Here is a 15163-nt window from a genome sequence, read left to right on the forward strand (position 1 = left end):
TGCGGACCCCACCCGGACCGCTATCGCACGGTCACCTTGCCGGTCTCGACGGTCAGGCCCTTGACCTGCGGCGTCGAGGTGCCCGTCGTCACCGTCCCGGTTCCCGGGCTGACCCCCCTGACCTTCAACGTGTAGGTCAGGCTTCCGCCCGGGGCCCCGGGCACACTGGTGACCCGCAGATCCCCGGTGGGCGGTCCCGAGATCCGGCCGCCCGCCGTACCGTCGGCGTTCTCCGCGCCCACGGTCAGGCCCAGGTCCCCGGACGGGGTGCCGGGCAGCCTGTCCGGATCGTAGGTGTAGGTGATGTCCTCGGTGCCGTTGAGCCCGACCCACTGCTGGAACACCTTGGTGTCCGAGGTTCCGCGGACCTTGAGCCGCCACTCGATCACCAGCCACTTGCTGGGGCCGTCGGCCAGCGTGCCGACGTAGACGCCGGGCGCGTCGGTGCCGTCCAGATCGGTCCAGTAGGGGGCGATCACGTTGTTCGGCGCCGCCGGGTCGGGCGGCGACTGCGGGACGGGACTGATGTCGGCCGGATCCGAGGTGCCGCCCGCGACCGTGTAGCCGTTGGAGACGACGCCGATCCTGGTGTAGGTCCTGCCCGCGTAGGTGAACGCCGGGACGGTGAAGTTCAGCGCCTGCTCGTCGCCGATCGGCGTCGGCTTGACCCCGAAGGCGTCCAGCGGGAGGTACGGCGCGGGCCCGGTGCCGGGCGCGACGTCCGGCCTGTCGGGCTTCCTGGGGGCCAGGGTCGCCCTGGTCGTCGCCAGCTGCGAACCGATCTTGACGGCGCCGGTCACGCCGTTCAGCCTGAGTTTGCCGTCCAGCGTGCTGACCGCCGTCACCTCGGTCTTCTCGAAGGTGTCGTTGCGCACGGTGACCGTGCAGGTCGCCTCCTCGGTGCCACGCCGGATGACCGAGGGCGCGCAGTTCTGCTCGACCGGGACGGCCCCCTGCCTGCGGAGGAACGCCACGGGAAGGTGCAGGTCACGGCTGCCGCCGATCTCCTTGAGGTCCACCCGGCCGAAGTACTGCCCGTCCGGCAGCTCGGGCGCGGCGATCACGACGCTGATCTTCGCGCTCCTGCCCGGCCCGACGCTGAGGATCGGCGGCAGCACCGTGACGCTCGCCCCGTTCACCGTCGTGCCGGTGGCCCGGTAGAGGAGGGTCCTGTTCGTGACGTTGGTGACCGTCCGCCTGACCGTGAGGACACCCGGCATGACCGGGGCGTTCACCGAGGGCAGGTTCAGGTCGACGCGGTTCAGCTCGTCGGCCGCCGAGGCGGCGAAGTTCCGTGCGCTCTCGCTCAGGGTCAGGCCGGGATCGCCCGCCCTGGTCAGGTCGACACGGCCGCCGCCGACGTCGAAGGGGTCGGCCGGGGTGAGGCGGTCCTGCTTGGTGACCGTGGTCTTCGCCGTGGTCACCAGGGCCGACTTGACCTGTCCCGGAGTCCAGTCCGGGTGCAGCGCGAACAGCAGGGCCGCCGCGCCCGCCACGTGCGGTGCCGCCATCGAGGAGCCCGACATGACCTGGTACAGGTTGCCGGGCGGGCCGCCGGACGGGCTTTCCAGGACCGGCGTCTGCCCGGCCAGGATGTGCAGGCCGGGCGCGCCGACGTCGGGCTTGAGGAAGTCGCCGCCGGGGCCGCGCGAGGAGAAGGAGGTCGTCACGTCGCCCTGCGCGGCGGCCTTGGCGCCCTGGGTGAACGTCGCGGTCGCGCCCGGGTTCGCGGACAGGAAGGTCAGCATCGTGTCGGCCTCCGGCTTGCCGAGGTGGATCGCCGGGAGCCAGTGGTTGTCGACCATCGGGTCAAGCGGCCTGGCGTCGTAGACGATCAGGCCCGCGGCGCCGCCCTGCCGTACGTTGTGGCCCTTGAGAATCCGGTCACCCGCGCTGTCACAGGCGACGATCTTCCCGGTGAACAGGCCCGCGGGCGCGGGCGCCGAGCAGGAGGCGTTCGAGTACGGCGCCGCGGAGGCGAGCACCACCGGCAGCGGGGAGGCGACGCCCGTCGTGACGGACAGGCCCTTCAGCGTCGCGCTCGCCCCGCTCGCGCCCGCCAGCGTGATCGCCGACTGGAACGTACGGTTCTGCGTCGAGGCCGCGACCGTGGTCACCCACGGGCCGGCGTGGTTGACGGTCCCCGCCTTCGGCCCCGTGTTGCCCGCGGAGGCCGCGACGAAAACTCCCGCCGCGTAGGCGTCGAGGAAGGCCAGCTCGACCGGGTCGCTGTAGGGGGAGGCGCCGCCCGAGACGGAGTAGTTGATCACCTGGACGCCGTCGAGGATCGCCCGGCCGACGGCCTGAGCGGCGTCGGAGGGGAAGCAGCCCTGCTGCCCGCAGACCTTGTAGACCGACACGTGCGCGGCGGGGGCGACGCCGTGCAGCGGGCCCCGGTCGACACCGAGCAGGGTGGCGCCGGAGACCGGGCCGCCCGCGGCGGTGGTCGCGGTGTGCGTGCCGTGGCCGTTGGAGTCACGGGCACTGTCCGGGTACGTCTCCCCCGGATAGGCGGAGTTGTAGGTCTCCAGGAAGGGCGCGCCGCCGATCAGCTTGCGGTTGCAGGCGAACGGGTCGGTCCGCGGGGTCAGCGGGTTGTCGCCGAAGGCGCAGACACGCGGGGTCCCGTCCTTGGTCGGGGGCACCGCGGGCAGCGTGCCGGGGTCGGCGAACTGGGGGTGTTCCGGCCAGGCGCCGGAGTCGAGGACGCCGACGACGACGCCCTTGCCCGAGGAGGAGACGCCGCCGAGCCTGCCGTAGACCGTGGGCGCCCCGATGAAGGAGGCGCTCGAGTCGGTCAGGAGCCGCTCCGGTTTGTCCTCCTGCACGGCGGCGACCCCGGGGAGCCGGGCGACCAGGGCCGCCTTGCCGGCCGGGATGCGCAGCGCGATCCCGCCGTAGACGGTCCGCAGCCGCTGTCCGGCCTCGGCGCCGGGGACCTCCCTGGCCAGCGCGGTCAGGAAGTCGTCCTCGACCCGCTCGATGTGCCCGGTGTACTTCCTGGCCTCGGCGCCGCGGACGTCGAGGGCCCTTCCCGTCTCGGCGGGGCTCGTCGCGGGCAGGCCGTCGAGCCCGCCCCGGTAGGCGGCGTAGGAGTCGTAGTCGAGCTTGACCATCACGTTGACGGTCGCGTCGGAGGTGGAGCGCAGCAGCGCCTGGTCGCTCCTGGCGATCCTGCCGGTCTCGGACCTGGCACCCTGCATCGGCTCGCCGCCGGTCAGCGGGGTCACCGTCCACTTCCCCTGGCCGGCAGGGGAGGGAGCCGGGTCCGCGTGGGCGGGCGGAATCATGATCGCGACGAGCCCGGCGCCCGCGACGGCCGCGACCAGGCGCCGGGTCCGTGGCGAGGGGGACGTGCTTGACAACTGGGGACCTCCTTGGGGGACGCGTGAGCGTGTCACACCGCCAGGAGGCGCTCGGTCACCCGCCGCGTCCGGGCGCGGTTGAGGAGGCCTCGGCTCTCCCCGCTGGGTGACGAGGGAACTACCGCCCGATATGGGCGGCTGATCATGAATGGGAGCCTAGCTAGAGCCCCTTTGTTTGCCTAGATACGGAAATTTCGGCAATCATCGGGATAGCTGGCCCGGTCCCGGGTGGGCTCGTCCGCGAGCACGTGCGATGAGAGGCTGGAACCGTGAAACTGAAGCTGGACCTCCACCCGATCTTCAACCGCGGCGGCGAGATCGACCGGGCACTGCGGGACATCATCGACGAGGCCATCAGGAAGCGGGCGACCGAGGTCGAGATCATCCCCGGCAAGGGGTCAGGTCAGCTCAAGAAGAAGGTCCTGCGTTTCCTCGAGCAGAAGGAGATCAAGGCCCTCTACCACCGCATCGACAAGGACTCCAAGAACCACGGCCGCCTGTTCGTCTACTTCCGCCACAAGTAGACCGGACAGTGGGCTGTGAACGTCGCCGGGCTGGCACGTTCGAGCTGAGCTGTCGATGTTCGGCGTCGTAAGCCCGGCTCAGAAGGGCTTTTCCCAACAGCGGAGAGCGCGGGCCGGTGGCGTCGAACCGCTGGCCCGAGGTACTCCTACCGACCCTGGGCCGTCTGCGGGCCGTCGGACCGCAGCGCGACGGCCCGGTCCGTCCCTCACCGCTCGGCAGCAGGTGTGTGGACCCTGAGGGCGAAGCCCGGATCGCTGTGACCGAGGTACTGGCTCAGAGCCTTGATGTTCTCCCCGCCATCCAGCGGCACTGAAGCGTAGAAGTGCCTCAGGGCAGGCATACCGTGCTCTCGGGTCGCCTGGTGTCATTCCCCCCTTCTTCGGCTCCGGGATGACGCCAGCGGCCACGAGAGCGGGCTTCCAAACGTAGGCGTCGAAGTTGTTCCGCCTGACCGCACCGCCGTTCTCCCGACCGCCGTTCTCCCGGGAGAGGAACAGCGTCTTCGTGACGGCCGGGCCGCCGAGAGTGCGCCAAGGCAACGTGACGGCGATGGGTGGAAAACGATCCATGTGGCCTTGAGCGCGTCAGTCACCCTCTCTGAGAGGGGTACGTCACGCTCCTTCTCCGTTTGGGAGGAGCGAAGATCAGACGGCCGTTGATGAACTTCACCTGGCGACCCACGTGCACCCAGCCTGCGTCGAAATCCACCGCCTCAAGAGGAAGGCCGAAGATCTCTCCTTGCCGCAGCCCGCAACCTCCGCCAAGGTCGGCCACGGCCTGGTAGCGCTCAGACAGGTTCGTCCGGACAGTGAAGACACGCTCCGCCGTCCAAGGCCGAATGCGACCACGTGCGGGAGAGGGTGCTCGCACCGAGCGTGCGCTGCACGGATTCTTAGGTAGCAAGCCGTCATCGACGGCCGCGGTGAAAACGGCGGACACGCTCGCGAAGATGAGGCGACGGTAGGAGAGCACTCTCCAACTCGCTCAGCCAAACGCCAGGGCTGCGTAGTCCTCTTGAAGCTTCACCAGCTGTGCGCGCATGAAGGCGGAGTCCTCGGGGCTGAACCAGTCGTTTTCCGCGATCCGGCGCTCCGCTCGGGCGAAGGGGCGGAGAGGAGGAAGGCGTAGATCTGTTGGCGCCTCCATCGCATGGAGTCGGGAGAGTAGCCTCCCCACTTCGATGGGGGTCCCGTAGTCCTCCTTGTCGGAGATGGACTTCCAGAAGGTGACGACCCGCCCATCCACGGATGACGGGCTGATCGAAGAGGAGCGCACGAGTAGTTGGGAAGTTTCCTCAGTCAGCCAGCGGGCTACAGCGACTTCTTTCCGGGCATCGTCGGCGTACGCCACCGCCGGCCGATGCGTACCACGACCGGCGAGGCCAGCCGGTAGACCGCATCCTCTTCGAGCCGGATCAGTTCGCCTTCGACGCGCTGAGGTTGATCGCGCTGCACGCCTTCGTGAGCGTGGTCAAGGTGCTTGCGGCGGTGAAGGGAGGCTTTGGTGTGCGCGGTCGACGCGACCGTTCGGCTCTCCGTCATGATTTGACGTTATCCTTTCGCTTCAACCGAATGAATTTGGTAGATCTGGGCGATAGAGTCGCAGGCCAGCCTGCTCCCCGTGCACGTGGGGATGATCCTTTTTAGGAACTGGGCCGTCTGTGAGTCGTTCAGGGTGAACCAGTGATGACAAGATCGCGTCTGGCATGACCCGATAGTCTTCACCGCCGCGCTGTGCCGCTCCCGTCTCGGGTGCGGCCGACTAACCCATGTCGATCGGGTCACCAGGAGCTTGACGACGCTGCCTTGCCGGCGCCAGGCAAGCCGATAGCTTTCAGACCCAGAGATCTTTTCTAAGCTCGGAAAGAAATCGTCAGTTCGCGTGCGAACGGACCGCATAGCGATTCTGTTTCCTTAAGCAGTACATGAGTTTTACCGAGTCGATCGGACCCGGGCGCACTATCAGCACCTAGACTACGGAAAGTAATGACAACAACTCAGACCGTCGCTTTGGGTGTGAAGCGGCTGGGGAGTGGTGGATGTGCTCGGAATCGCGGACGGCGCCATGTCGCTACGACCGGAATGCTGATCGAAGAAGATTCCGGGCATAGCTCGCGGATCGCGATCTCCGATGGCCACCCTCATTGTCGAGGCCGAGCCGTTCGAGGACGTTCCCTTGGGGGCGCCGTCCTCGGCAAGATCTATGTCGATCCGTGAACGCGCGTCATAGCACGGGTGAACGCCCGGCTTGCCGAAGGTTCGAACCGACGAGCTCCTGTCTCGATCCGCGCATGCCAGGCGGCCCGTCGTGAGAGGAAACAACGACTTGACCACTATTGATCGTTCTGCGGTCGATGCCTTGTTCGACGGACGTGCCGACCAACTGCATCACAAGGTCGATGCCACACGCGATGCCTACTGCGGCTTCATTTTCCCGGTTAATCGGTCGGATCTCACCGCAGTAGCAAGTGCGCTCGATATCGCGCCCGAGGTGGCGCACCTCATCTACCAGCGCGGCACGTCGTTCTCGACGTTTCGGCGTACGGATCGTACCGGTCAGATCACCAACCATATTGTGGGGGCAACCCTGCTGGCGCTGCGGGGTAAGGACCTCGACACTGGGCTCGGCTCCGTCACCACTGAAACCATCGATGGCATCGTTGCAGAGCACGAAGCCGCTGTGCTAGAGATCGCCGAGGCTCGGTCTTCCTGGTTCGGTCGGATCTATTTTCCGGCTGCGACCTTTGCTGACGCAATCCGGGTCTTCGGCGGGAGCGTGGACGGATCCTCGGTCCACAGCCTCGCCCAGAAGTACGGGTTCGCCGCCGAGGCAGGGAACCGGTCGACGGTGCGTGGTGACTTCGGCATCGCCGTGTGGCTGACCCTTCTGGCGAAGGCACCCTGAACGGCTCGCCCAACACATGAAGGGGCGGCGCTCCACTCACTGATAGGGCGCTACCCCTTCGTGCCTATGCCTCGCCGGATCGTAGATCCCGAATCTGGACATTGCCCGGCCCGGCTACCCCAGCACACACTGGCGATCTTGCCAGCCGTATGCAAGTTGGCTACTGCCCCATGCTCCGAGCGCGACCAGCCCGCTTGCGATCCACATCTTGTCTTTTGTCGTGGCCTACCGAACGAGACACTCACAGTTCAAGCGCTGCTGCGCGGCTTCCGTTCCTCGGGCCTGGCGGCCCTGCGGTACGGATCCCCTAGCGAATGGGAAGCGCCAGGGAGCGTCGCTGTGCCGAATACGTGCCAAAGTCTCCTTCGGTAACGTCCAAATGTGAGCATCCTCACAGGCGGAAGGCATGATCACAGGCATTTTTATCCGTGTCTCATAATCTCCGGTCTGACTTACGGTGTGTTGACATACGCCATCAACTCGTGCCGAAGGGTGGTCAGGGCCTCGGCCGTCCGGGCCCGTACTACATCCCACGCGCCGCTCCAATTTGGCGGCGCGTCATAAATACCGAGATCACGCAGCTTGGCCGTCAACCCGCCGCCTTCGGTGATGCCATGCTGTTCCGCATTGCGGGCCTGACGGACAGTACGCAGCGTTCGTATAGCCCTATTTATGGCTGCATGTTGCAGAGCGGGCAGTCTGTAGTGCAAGCAGTCAAGCATGCGGTTGAGGCTTCCCTTTAGTAGATCTTCGTCCCGCTCTTCTTCGTCCTTCGACCGTGGCCGCAGCAGTGCGTCATCTACCTTGATGCGATCGATCAGGTCAGCCAAGTCACTGATGCGCGCCTCGAACTCGGCACGTGTAGCGCAGGGAAGCGACAAAGCAGCTGGCGTCGCCACTGTACTCAGTGCCAGCAGCGACTTCTTCTTCTGGTCGAATGCCAGCCGCCAAGCCGCATCTAGCACATCGAATGCTTCGGCAAGCTCCAACGGTGGCACAAGGATAACGGCAGGCTCTTCGATTTCCACGAGGCGCTGCCAGCAGTCGTGACCACCGGCATGACACTTGCTGATGATGTTAACCCTGTCTGTATGCCCTTCGTCACACATAGCGGTCATGGCTCGACGTTCCATGATTCCGCCCATAGTGCTCTTGCCCGATACTCTTGGGTGCATTAAGTGCGAGCAGATGTAATCTGTTTCGGGGAGGTTGCATCCTGACATAGCGGCTTGCTCGTTGGTGCTGCCTGGCGGTTGTTAATAATGATGTTTGTAAGTGTGGAATCTTTGCTGCTAGCGGCTATGCAGAAGAGATCGCGCTTCAACCGTACTTGATAGTGGCAGCTTTTATCTCTAGCCAACGCCAGGAGCTGCGGCACGTCTTCGGAATTTAGGTGCCAAACGTCGCCTGGCTGTGGTGGTCTTGTGCCGGTGCTGGCCCACTCAGCTGCCAGAGGCTCTAGGCGGCGTACGGTATACAGAAGCAACGCATCGTTCAAGGTGTCGTGCGCCTGATCAGGTGTTAGGGGCACTACGCCTGTCGCTTCCAAGCGTGTGATAGCTAGGTCGGATCCCTGACCCGACAGTTCGGTGTGTACCCGAAACACTTGCTCGCCTGCTATCTCCACCCTGAAGCAGGGGATGAACGAGTGGCGATCACGTAGATCAAGCCTCTGTGAGGGCATTGGCCCCAGATAGCTGATGGCAACCTTGGGTGGCATCAGCGCACACTCCTCGGGTACGTGGGGCGTCCAGCTAAGACTGGACGGCGGAGTAAGAGACCAGCCGATCAGGCTATCAAGGGTGAGGGCGATGAGGCGTAGTTGCTTCACACCGAAAAGGGGCGCAACTTGTCGGGATCGCACGCGGTGCTCACTGAACCGTCCTCATCCGTGGACCAGTTGTGGACCAAGCGGGGCGATGAACGGGGACGTTTACGCATTCATGCTGGTCAGGGACATAGTCGGTTGGTGTTCTGCACTCCTTGCCGGAGACGTTTCGCTTCCGCTTCAACTGGATGAATTCGGCAGGTCTGAGGGATGGAGTCGCAGGTCAGCAATGTCCCCCACACGCGGGGGCGGTCCCGCCGGATGCGGTATGTCTCGCAGAGCCGTCTCGCGATCCCCGAACACGAGGGGATGATTCTCCTCGGGCGCTGGGCCGTGCCTGGCCGGGCGCTGCGCCGGGCCAGGCAGGACGGTCTGCGCCACCTCGGGCTGGACGGCATCTGACCACATCGGCCGGATCGCCGCCGACCGGCCGTACCTCTCCGGCAGGCATCGCCGTGCCCGCCTACGCGGACTCGGCGAAGACGCGGACGCCCGGCTGAAGAGCTGGAGGATTCTCAAGCTACGCCGCGGCCCCGGCAAGACCGGTCACCTCCGCGAGGCCGTCGCCGTCCTCCAAAGGCACGGAGGCGCGCGGACCACCCGAGGACGAAAAGGGTTCACCGTCGCGAGACCGTGCCGGGGTTCCAGGAGCGGGTGCTGAGGACGAGGCGGTAGCCGTCAGGGTCGGTGAGGGTGACGCCGTGGGCGTCCCAGTAGGGGTTGTGGGCGGGAACGCGGACGCCTCCCGCGGACAGGAGCCGGTCGAGCAGGGCCTGGTCGACGGAGGCGGCCAGGTAGAGGACGAGGAGGTCGTCGACCGTGGGGGTGGGCTCCAGCGGGACGTCGGGGTCGCGGGTGAGTTCGAGGTGCCAGGCGCCGCCCGCGGGTCCGACCATGAGAAGGTCGTGTTCGCCGGGGACGTGTTCGACGGTACGCCACAGGACGGTCAGGCCCAGGCCTTGGACGTAGAAGGTCTCGGCGGCGGCCAGGTCGCGGGAGGGGCGCGCGATGCGGATCCGGATGGAGGCGTCGATCGTCATCGGCGCACGTCCGTTCCGGCGATCTTGGCGGTGGTGATGGCGACGCGGTTCCAGGTGTTGACGGCGAAGACGACGGCGAGCACGTGGGCCAGCTCGGCCTCTTCGAACTGGGCGGCGGCTTCGGCGTAGACCTCGTCGGGGACGCCGGCGTCGGCGATCAGGGTGACCGCTTCGGTCAGGGCCAGCGCGGCCTGTTCCCTGGAGGAGAAGAAGTGCTTCGCCTCGCGCCAGACCCCGATCATGTGGAGACGAAGGTCGTCCTCACCGGCCTTGCGGGCGTCGGTGACGTGCATGCGCAGGCAGTAGGCGCAGCCGTTGAGCTGGGAGGAACGGATCTGGATCAGCTCGACCAGGGCGGGGTCGAGGCCGTCGCGGGCGGCGGCGTCGAAGCCGATCAGGGATCTGAACGCCTTCGGGGCGGCGGCGAAGTTGAGGCGGGGCGCGGTGTCCGTCATGCGCACTAACCTAGGGAGTTGATAGACCGCTCAGGAGGTGCATTCCACTGTCGGAATCATGGGTCAATTCTGCGGAGCGCATCGGTTCTGACCTGCATCTTGAGCTGGATGGAACCGGATCGCGGCGAGCCGCTCTCGGGCGGGCGCTGCGGGCGGCGATCCAGGACGGGCGGCTCGCCCCGGGGGCGCGGCTGCCTCCTTATCGGTCGCTCGCGGCCGATCTCGGAATCGCCAGGAACACGGTCGCCGACACCTACGCCGAACTGGTCGCCGAGGGCTGGCTGACCGCGCGGCAGGGCTCGGGCACCCGGGTCGCCGAACGCGCGGCTCCCGCGAAGGCGGCGCGGGTGCCGAGGAGGCCGCGGGCTGTGCCCGCCGCTCCGGCGCACAACCTGTCGCAGGGGCAGCCGGACGCGTCGTCGTTCCCCCGGAACGCCTGGTCCGCCTCGACCCGCCGCGCCGAACGACGCGTTCGGGCCGGGTGATCCCCAGGGGCGGATCGAGCTGCGCACCGCGCTCGTCGACTATCTGGCCCGTGCCCGTGGGGTGCGGGCCGTCCCGGAACGCATCGTGATCTGCGCCGGTTTCGCCGACGCGCTACGCCTGCTGTTCGGTGGCGGCGTGCTGCGCGGCCCGCTGGCCGTCGAAGCGTACGGGCTGGCGTTCCACCGTTTCCTGCTGGCCGCCGACAGGGTCCGGACGGTGCCGCTCGGCTTGGACGACCACGGCACCAGAACCGAGGATCTGGCCGGGCAGCGGGGCGTCCGCTCCGTGCTGCTCACCCCCGCCCACCAGTTCCCCATCGGTGGTCCGCTCACCCCGGCACGTCGCAACGCCGCCGTCGACTGGGCGCGCGAGCGCGGCGGCGTCATGATCGAGGACGACTACGACGGCGAGTTCCGGTACGACCGGGAACCGGTGGGCGCGGTCCAGGCACTCGATCCCGAGCACGTCCTGTACGTCGGCTCGACGAGCAAGAGCATCTCGCCCGCCCTCCGGCTCGGCTGGATGGTGCTCCCCGAACGCCTGGTCGACCCGGTCCTGGCGGTGAAGGGCCAGCGCGAACGCTGGACCAGCGTCGTGGACCAGCTCACGTTCGCCGACCTGATCGTCTCCGGCGCCTATGACCGGCACATCCGCCACATGCGCCAGCGTTACCGCGAACGCCGTAACCGTCTGGTGGAGGCCCTCGCCGGCCAGGCTCCGCACATCGAGGTGGCCGGCATCGCCGCGGGCCTGCACGCGGTCCTGCGCCTGCCGCACGGCACCGAGGCCTCCACCTTGAGGGCCGCCGCCTGGCGCGGCGTATCCCTGGACGGCCTGGCCGGATTCCGTCACCCCGACACCCCCGTCCACCTCGAGGGCCTCGTCGTCGGCTACGCGACCCCGTCCGACCACGCCTACGCCGCCGCCCTCGCCGCCCTCTGCGAGATCCTTCCACCCGCCCCCTGACCCGCCGGGTCCCGCCCGTGCGGAACGGCGAAGGCCCCGTCCGAGGACAGGGCGGCGGCCGGGATCTCAGCGAGGTCTGCGGAGACGGAGAGCCACGAGGGCGGTGAGGGCGATGCCCGCGACGGCGATGGCGATGGCGGCCTGGAGGCCGTCGATGACGGCACCGGGGGAGGGGGCTGCGGGAAGACCCGAGTTGGCGACGGCGACGATGGCGACGATCGCGGCGCCTATGGCGAGGGAGCCGAGAAGGACCGGGCGCAGGCCGTGGCGGGTGGCGAGGCGGCCCGCTGCCTGGGAACCCGCGGCGATGGCGAGCATCGGGACGAGAAAGGCGAGGCCGGTGCGCATCGCGCCGTAGCCGTGGACGCTTTGGAAGTAGACCGTCAGGAAGTACAACAGGGTCCCGAACGCCGCCATGTACAGGAACGCGATCACGGTGCCGGTCGTCAGGTCGCGGTCGCGCAGCAGGCGGTGCGGCAGCAGCGGGTCGGCGCTGCGGCGTTCGACGACGGCGAACGCCGGCAGCAGCAGGGCGCCGACGAGCGCAGCGCCCAGGACCTCCCACGAGGTCCACCCGACTCCGGTCCCTGGACGAGAGCGAAGACGATCGCGGTGATGCCGGCGGTGGAGGTCAGGGCGCCCGCCAGGTCGAACGACCGGCTCGTCATGCGGGTGGCGTCGGGCGCGACGAGCGGGAGGGCCAGCACGGCTGCGACCACCGCCGGCGGAACGTTCACGAAGAAGACCGAGGTCCAGCCGAACGTCTGGGTCAGCACGCCGCCGAGCAGCGAGCCGAGGATCATGCCGCTGCCGCCCGCGGTGCCCCAGACGGCGAACGCCCGGTTGCGCTCCGGCCCCTCGGGGAAGCAGGTCGAAACCAGCGTCAGCGTCGCGGGGAACAGCAGCGCCCCTCCGACGCCCTGGACGGCACGGGCGGTGATGAGCAGGCCCGGCCCGGTGGCGAGGCCACCGAGCAGGGACGCCACGGCGTACGGCCAGAGCCCCGACGCGAACATCCGGCGTGGCCCGAACAGGTCGCTCCCCCCCCCACCGAGCAGGAGGAAGCCGCCGAAGGCCACCGCGTAGGCGCTGATCACCCACTGCAGGCTCTGGGTGGAGAAGCCGAGACCCGAGCCGATCTCGGGCAGCGCCACGTACACGACGTTGTAGTCGATCGAGATGATCAGCTGTGCGAACGCCAGCAGTGCCAGGGTGAGGCCCGGTCGTCGGCGGGCCGCGACACCGGGTGCGGTCAGAGCGGTCATGATGGAGTCCTTCTTCGCGGAGGGACTTCAGCGCTGGGCGAGTTCCCGCTGCCAGACGGGGCTGTCGAAGTAGTGGTTGTCGAAGCGCTCGGAGCTGTCGCGGATCTCCTGGACGGAGGCTTCGCCGCGGTGGACGCGCTCAAGCAGCCGGTAGTAGTCGAACCGGTCCATCCCGGGCGTGAAGACGACGAGCATCTCGGCCTCGGACCCCACCGACGGGGCGAACGCGTGCGGGACGGTCGGCGGAACGGTGAGGAAGTCGCCCTGGCCGAGGGTCACGACCGTGTCGTTCAGCAGGATCCGCATCGAACCGCGCAGGACGTGGAACATCTCCGTGGCCCGGGTGTGGAAATGCGCGGGCGCACCCGGCGACCCCTTCAGGAACGTCGCCTTGTTGGCGGTCAGCGCACCGCCGGTTCCCCCGGAGTCGGCGAGCAGGGTGATCAGGCTGCTCGCGCCGTCCCGCAGGGCCTCGGCCTCAAGGGACCGGACGAGAACGGGCTGGTCAGCGGTGGCGAAGGTCATGATCTCTCCGATGTTCGGTGATGCCGCAGGAACGTTTCTCCGTGGCGGCACAACCGAATCTAGGACCCGAAAAGACCCATCACATGGTTCATTTTGGCTATGAAAACATGGGTCAATCTACATCCGGTCTCTCTGTGCGGACCCTGCGGAGGGGGAGCTCGACGGAGCCGTTCTGGGCGCGGGTCGGGCACGAACACGCCGGGACCACCCCCGTGCGGGGACGTCCTTCTCGGACGCCGGGCCGTCTGCGGACCGGTGACGACGGTCGAACAGCGGGTCCGGCGTACGGGGCGGAGGTGATCGAGGCGGGGTGTCACTTCGGGCGCAAGCGGACCCGGTCCGCCTCGCGGGGACGTCGGGTGGCGGGGGCCGAGGCGTCCACGGCCAGGTGATCTTCGTCGTACGGCCGGCGGGAAGATTCCGTGCCGGACGCCTCGTACGGTGGCCCTGTCCCGGCCTGTGCGGTCCCGGGTCCTCAATTTTTGATCTACGTTGTAAAGGGGAGGCCCCGGCGTCGGAGACACCGGGGCCCGATCGGAGATCGTCAGGCGTGGGGACGTTCGTCGACCAGGGGGATCAGCTTGCCGGTTCTGGGGTTGGTGGCCAGGTCCGCGGGCCGTACCCACTCGATGCTCAGAGGGTGGACGAACCCCTTGGCCGCGTACTCGGGGTACATCGGGCGGGCCTCGTGCACGGCCTCGATGAAGTGCCTGGTCAGGGCCTCGGACGGTTCCTCGGTGTAGGCCAGACGGAGCACCAGGCCGTCCTTGTTGTCCCAGCGGCGCTGTACCAGCTGCATCCCGGCCAGCACCCGGTCGGTGTCGGCCGCGACGACCACCTCGCGGACGTCCTCGGTGCGCATCGTCACCATCGCCACCCTGGCGCCCTCCGTCGTCCTGCCGACCAGCCGGAATCGGCGGCACTCGTCGTCGATCCACTCGGCCCGGTCGCCGACCGGGTAGCGGATGATCGGCATCAGGGTCCGGAACAGGTTGGTGACGAGCACCCGGCCGGGCACGCCGGGGGTGGTGATCGGCTCGCCGGTCACCTCGTCGACCAGCTCGACCAGCGTCCTGTTGGGAAAGGCCTCGTGCACCCGCACGTCGTCACCGATGACCGGGGCGCCGACCAGCCCGGCGTCGACGGAGGCGTACCCGAGCGAGGCGATCACCGCCCGGGGGAAGGCCTTGGCCAGGTGCGGGCGCAGGTCGTCGAAGAGGAGGTCGCCGCCGAACAGCAGCAGTTCGACCGACTCGGCCGTCAGCCCCCTGGCGTTCATCGCGTCGGCGACCCCGCTGAGCTTCATCGGCGGGCCCGCCAGCACCTCGACGTCGAAGGCCGCGATCAGGTCGGCGATGTAGTCGTCCGGCGCGGAGCCCGCGACGGGCAGCCGGACGTTCTCGACCGGGGCGTGGTAGAGGGCGTTGTCGATGTAGAGGAACCCTCCGTACAGTTCGCCGGCGAAGAACAGGTTCGCCACCCGGTGGCCGGGTCTCAGACCCGACCTGACCATGCCCGCCCCGAAGGAGCTGACCGAGTCGGTGTGCTCGGTACGGGTCCACGGGGAGAACTTCGGCGCGCCGGTCGTGCCGCCGGAGGTGTAGACCCCGGCGTCGGTCAGCGGCCCGGTCAGCAGCCGGTTGTCCGGCCAGGTGTTCGCGGCCCAGAAGGCCGTCTGGTCGATGATCGGCAGCAGGCTGAGGTCCTCGGTGCCGTGCGGTACGTCACGGTAGAGGTCGGCGTAGAAGGGGGAGTTGCGCCGGGCGAAGTCGATCAGGTCTCGCAGTGGTTTGGCGGGCATGTG

General features: G+C 67.9%; 15 protein-coding genes. 5 read left to right on the forward strand and 10 right to left on the reverse strand.

Features of this window, described 5'->3' with window-relative positions; genetic code table 11:
• Positions 1 to 20: 20 nt before the first annotated feature.
• Positions 21 to 3365 (reverse strand): S8 family serine peptidase, encoded by a 3345-nt coding sequence (locus tag ACFYY8_RS05355; RefSeq protein WP_390037374.1) that lies wholly within the window; start codon positions 3363 to 3365, stop codon positions 21 to 23.
• A gap of 269 nt (positions 3366 to 3634) precedes the next feature.
• Between ACFYY8_RS05355 and ACFYY8_RS05360 the strand changes: the two genes are divergently transcribed.
• Complete coding sequence (locus ACFYY8_RS05360) at positions 3635 to 3889, forward strand: Smr/MutS family protein (protein WP_184714345.1); 255 nt, start codon at positions 3635 to 3637, stop codon at positions 3887 to 3889.
• A gap of 985 nt (positions 3890 to 4874) precedes the next feature.
• Here ACFYY8_RS05360 and ACFYY8_RS05365 read toward each other — a convergent pair.
• Positions 4875 to 5240 (reverse strand): hypothetical protein, encoded by a 366-nt coding sequence (locus ACFYY8_RS05365; RefSeq protein ID WP_390037376.1) that lies wholly within the window; start codon positions 5238 to 5240, stop codon positions 4875 to 4877.
• Entirely contained in the window at positions 5201 to 5431 is a 231-nt protein-coding gene (locus ACFYY8_RS05370) for a hypothetical protein (protein ID WP_390037378.1), read from the reverse strand. The genes ACFYY8_RS05365 and ACFYY8_RS05370 overlap by 40 nt, the downstream gene beginning before the upstream one ends.
• A 784-nt stretch (positions 5432 to 6215) precedes the next feature.
• Here ACFYY8_RS05370 and ACFYY8_RS05375 point away from each other — a divergent pair.
• Positions 6216 to 6794, forward strand: a complete 579-nt coding sequence (locus ACFYY8_RS05375; protein ID WP_390037380.1) for a hypothetical protein — start codon at positions 6216 to 6218, stop codon at positions 6792 to 6794.
• A gap of 452 nt (positions 6795 to 7246) precedes the next feature.
• Here ACFYY8_RS05375 and ACFYY8_RS05380 read toward each other — a convergent pair whose 3' ends face one another.
• Positions 7247 to 7927, reverse strand: coding sequence for a hypothetical protein (locus ACFYY8_RS05380; RefSeq protein WP_390037382.1), 681 nt, complete (start codon positions 7925 to 7927; stop codon positions 7247 to 7249).
• Positions 7928 to 8883: 956 nt separating this feature from the next.
• Between ACFYY8_RS05380 and ACFYY8_RS05385 the strand changes: the two genes are divergently transcribed.
• Positions 8884 to 9024 carry a hypothetical protein gene (locus ACFYY8_RS05385; RefSeq protein ID WP_390037384.1) on the forward strand — a complete coding sequence of 47 codons (141 nt, stop codon included), beginning with the start codon at positions 8884 to 8886 and terminating at the stop codon, positions 9022 to 9024.
• 215 nt (positions 9025 to 9239) lie between these two features.
• Here ACFYY8_RS05385 and ACFYY8_RS05390 read toward each other — a convergent pair whose 3' ends face one another.
• Positions 9240 to 9662, reverse strand: coding sequence for a VOC family protein (locus ACFYY8_RS05390; RefSeq protein ID WP_390037386.1), 423 nt, complete (start codon positions 9660 to 9662; stop codon positions 9240 to 9242).
• Positions 9659 to 10117: a carboxymuconolactone decarboxylase family protein gene (locus ACFYY8_RS05395; RefSeq protein WP_390037388.1), complete on the reverse strand. Its 459-nt coding sequence runs from the start codon at positions 10115 to 10117 to the stop codon at positions 9659 to 9661. The genes ACFYY8_RS05390 and ACFYY8_RS05395 overlap by 4 nt, the downstream gene beginning before the upstream one ends.
• Before the next feature lie 191 nt (positions 10118 to 10308).
• On the opposite strand from ACFYY8_RS05395, the gene ACFYY8_RS05400 reads away from it, so the two are divergent.
• Together ACFYY8_RS05400 and ACFYY8_RS05405 are read left to right on the forward strand one after the other, a co-directional pair.
• Positions 10309 to 10602 carry a GntR family transcriptional regulator gene (locus tag ACFYY8_RS05400; RefSeq protein ID WP_390038011.1) on the forward strand — a complete coding sequence of 98 codons (294 nt, stop codon included), beginning with the start codon at positions 10309 to 10311 and terminating at the stop codon, positions 10600 to 10602.
• Positions 10603 to 10645: 43 nt separating this feature from the next.
• Positions 10646 to 11569, forward strand: coding sequence for a PLP-dependent aminotransferase family protein (locus tag ACFYY8_RS05405; RefSeq protein ID WP_390038013.1), 924 nt, complete (start codon positions 10646 to 10648; stop codon positions 11567 to 11569).
• Positions 11570 to 11635: 66 nt separating this feature from the next.
• Here the strand turns inward: ACFYY8_RS05405 and ACFYY8_RS05410 are convergent, their stop codons facing one another.
• From ACFYY8_RS05410 to ACFYY8_RS05425, 4 genes are all read right to left on the reverse strand, one after another.
• On the reverse strand, positions 11636 to 12004 hold the full coding sequence (locus ACFYY8_RS05410; protein ID WP_390037390.1) for a hypothetical protein: 369 nt from the start codon (positions 12002 to 12004) through the stop codon (positions 11636 to 11638).
• An 11-nt stretch (positions 12005 to 12015) separates the two neighbouring features.
• On the reverse strand, positions 12016 to 12834 hold the full coding sequence (locus tag ACFYY8_RS05415; RefSeq protein WP_390037392.1) for an MFS transporter: 819 nt from the start codon (positions 12832 to 12834) through the stop codon (positions 12016 to 12018).
• Positions 12835 to 12861: 27 nt separating this feature from the next.
• Positions 12862 to 13359, reverse strand: a complete 498-nt coding sequence (locus tag ACFYY8_RS05420; RefSeq protein ID WP_390037394.1) for a cupin domain-containing protein — start codon at positions 13357 to 13359, stop codon at positions 12862 to 12864.
• Between the two features lie 544 nt (positions 13360 to 13903).
• Positions 13904 to 15160 carry a hypothetical protein gene (locus tag ACFYY8_RS05425; RefSeq protein ID WP_390037396.1) on the reverse strand — a complete coding sequence of 419 codons (1257 nt, stop codon included), beginning with the start codon at positions 15158 to 15160 and terminating at the stop codon, positions 13904 to 13906.
• Positions 15161 to 15163 lie beyond the last annotated feature (3 nt).

This window comes from Streptosporangium sp. NPDC001559 (assembly GCF_042893955.1).
Taxonomy (GTDB): Bacteria; Actinomycetota; Actinomycetes; order Streptosporangiales; family Streptosporangiaceae; genus Streptosporangium.

Bases quoted from the DNA above. Each gene is read 5' to 3' on its own strand.
- ACFYY8_RS05370 (WP_390037378.1), bottom strand. From the start codon at position 5,431: ATGACGGAGAGCCGAACGGTCGCGTCGACCGCGCACACCAAAGCCTCC.
- ACFYY8_RS05380 (WP_390037382.1), bottom strand. From the start codon at position 7,927: ATGGAACGTCGAGCCATGACCGCTATGTGTGACGAAGGGCATACAGAC.
- ACFYY8_RS05390 (WP_390037386.1), bottom strand. From the start codon at position 9,662: ATGACGATCGACGCCTCCATCCGGATCCGCATCGCGCGCCCCTCCCGC.
- ACFYY8_RS05420 (WP_390037394.1), bottom strand. From the start codon at position 13,359: ATGACCTTCGCCACCGCTGACCAGCCCGTTCTCGTCCGGTCCCTTGAG.
- ACFYY8_RS05385 (WP_390037384.1), top strand. From the start codon at position 8,884: ATGCGGTATGTCTCGCAGAGCCGTCTCGCGATCCCCGAACACGAGGGG.
- ACFYY8_RS05425 (WP_390037396.1), bottom strand. From the start codon at position 15,160: ATGCCCGCCAAACCACTGCGAGACCTGATCGACTTCGCCCGGCGCAAC.
- ACFYY8_RS05395 (WP_390037388.1), bottom strand. From the start codon at position 10,117: ATGACGGACACCGCGCCCCGCCTCAACTTCGCCGCCGCCCCGAAGGCG.
- ACFYY8_RS05415 (WP_390037392.1), bottom strand. From the start codon at position 12,834: ATGACCGCTCTGACCGCACCCGGTGTCGCGGCCCGCCGACGACCGGGC.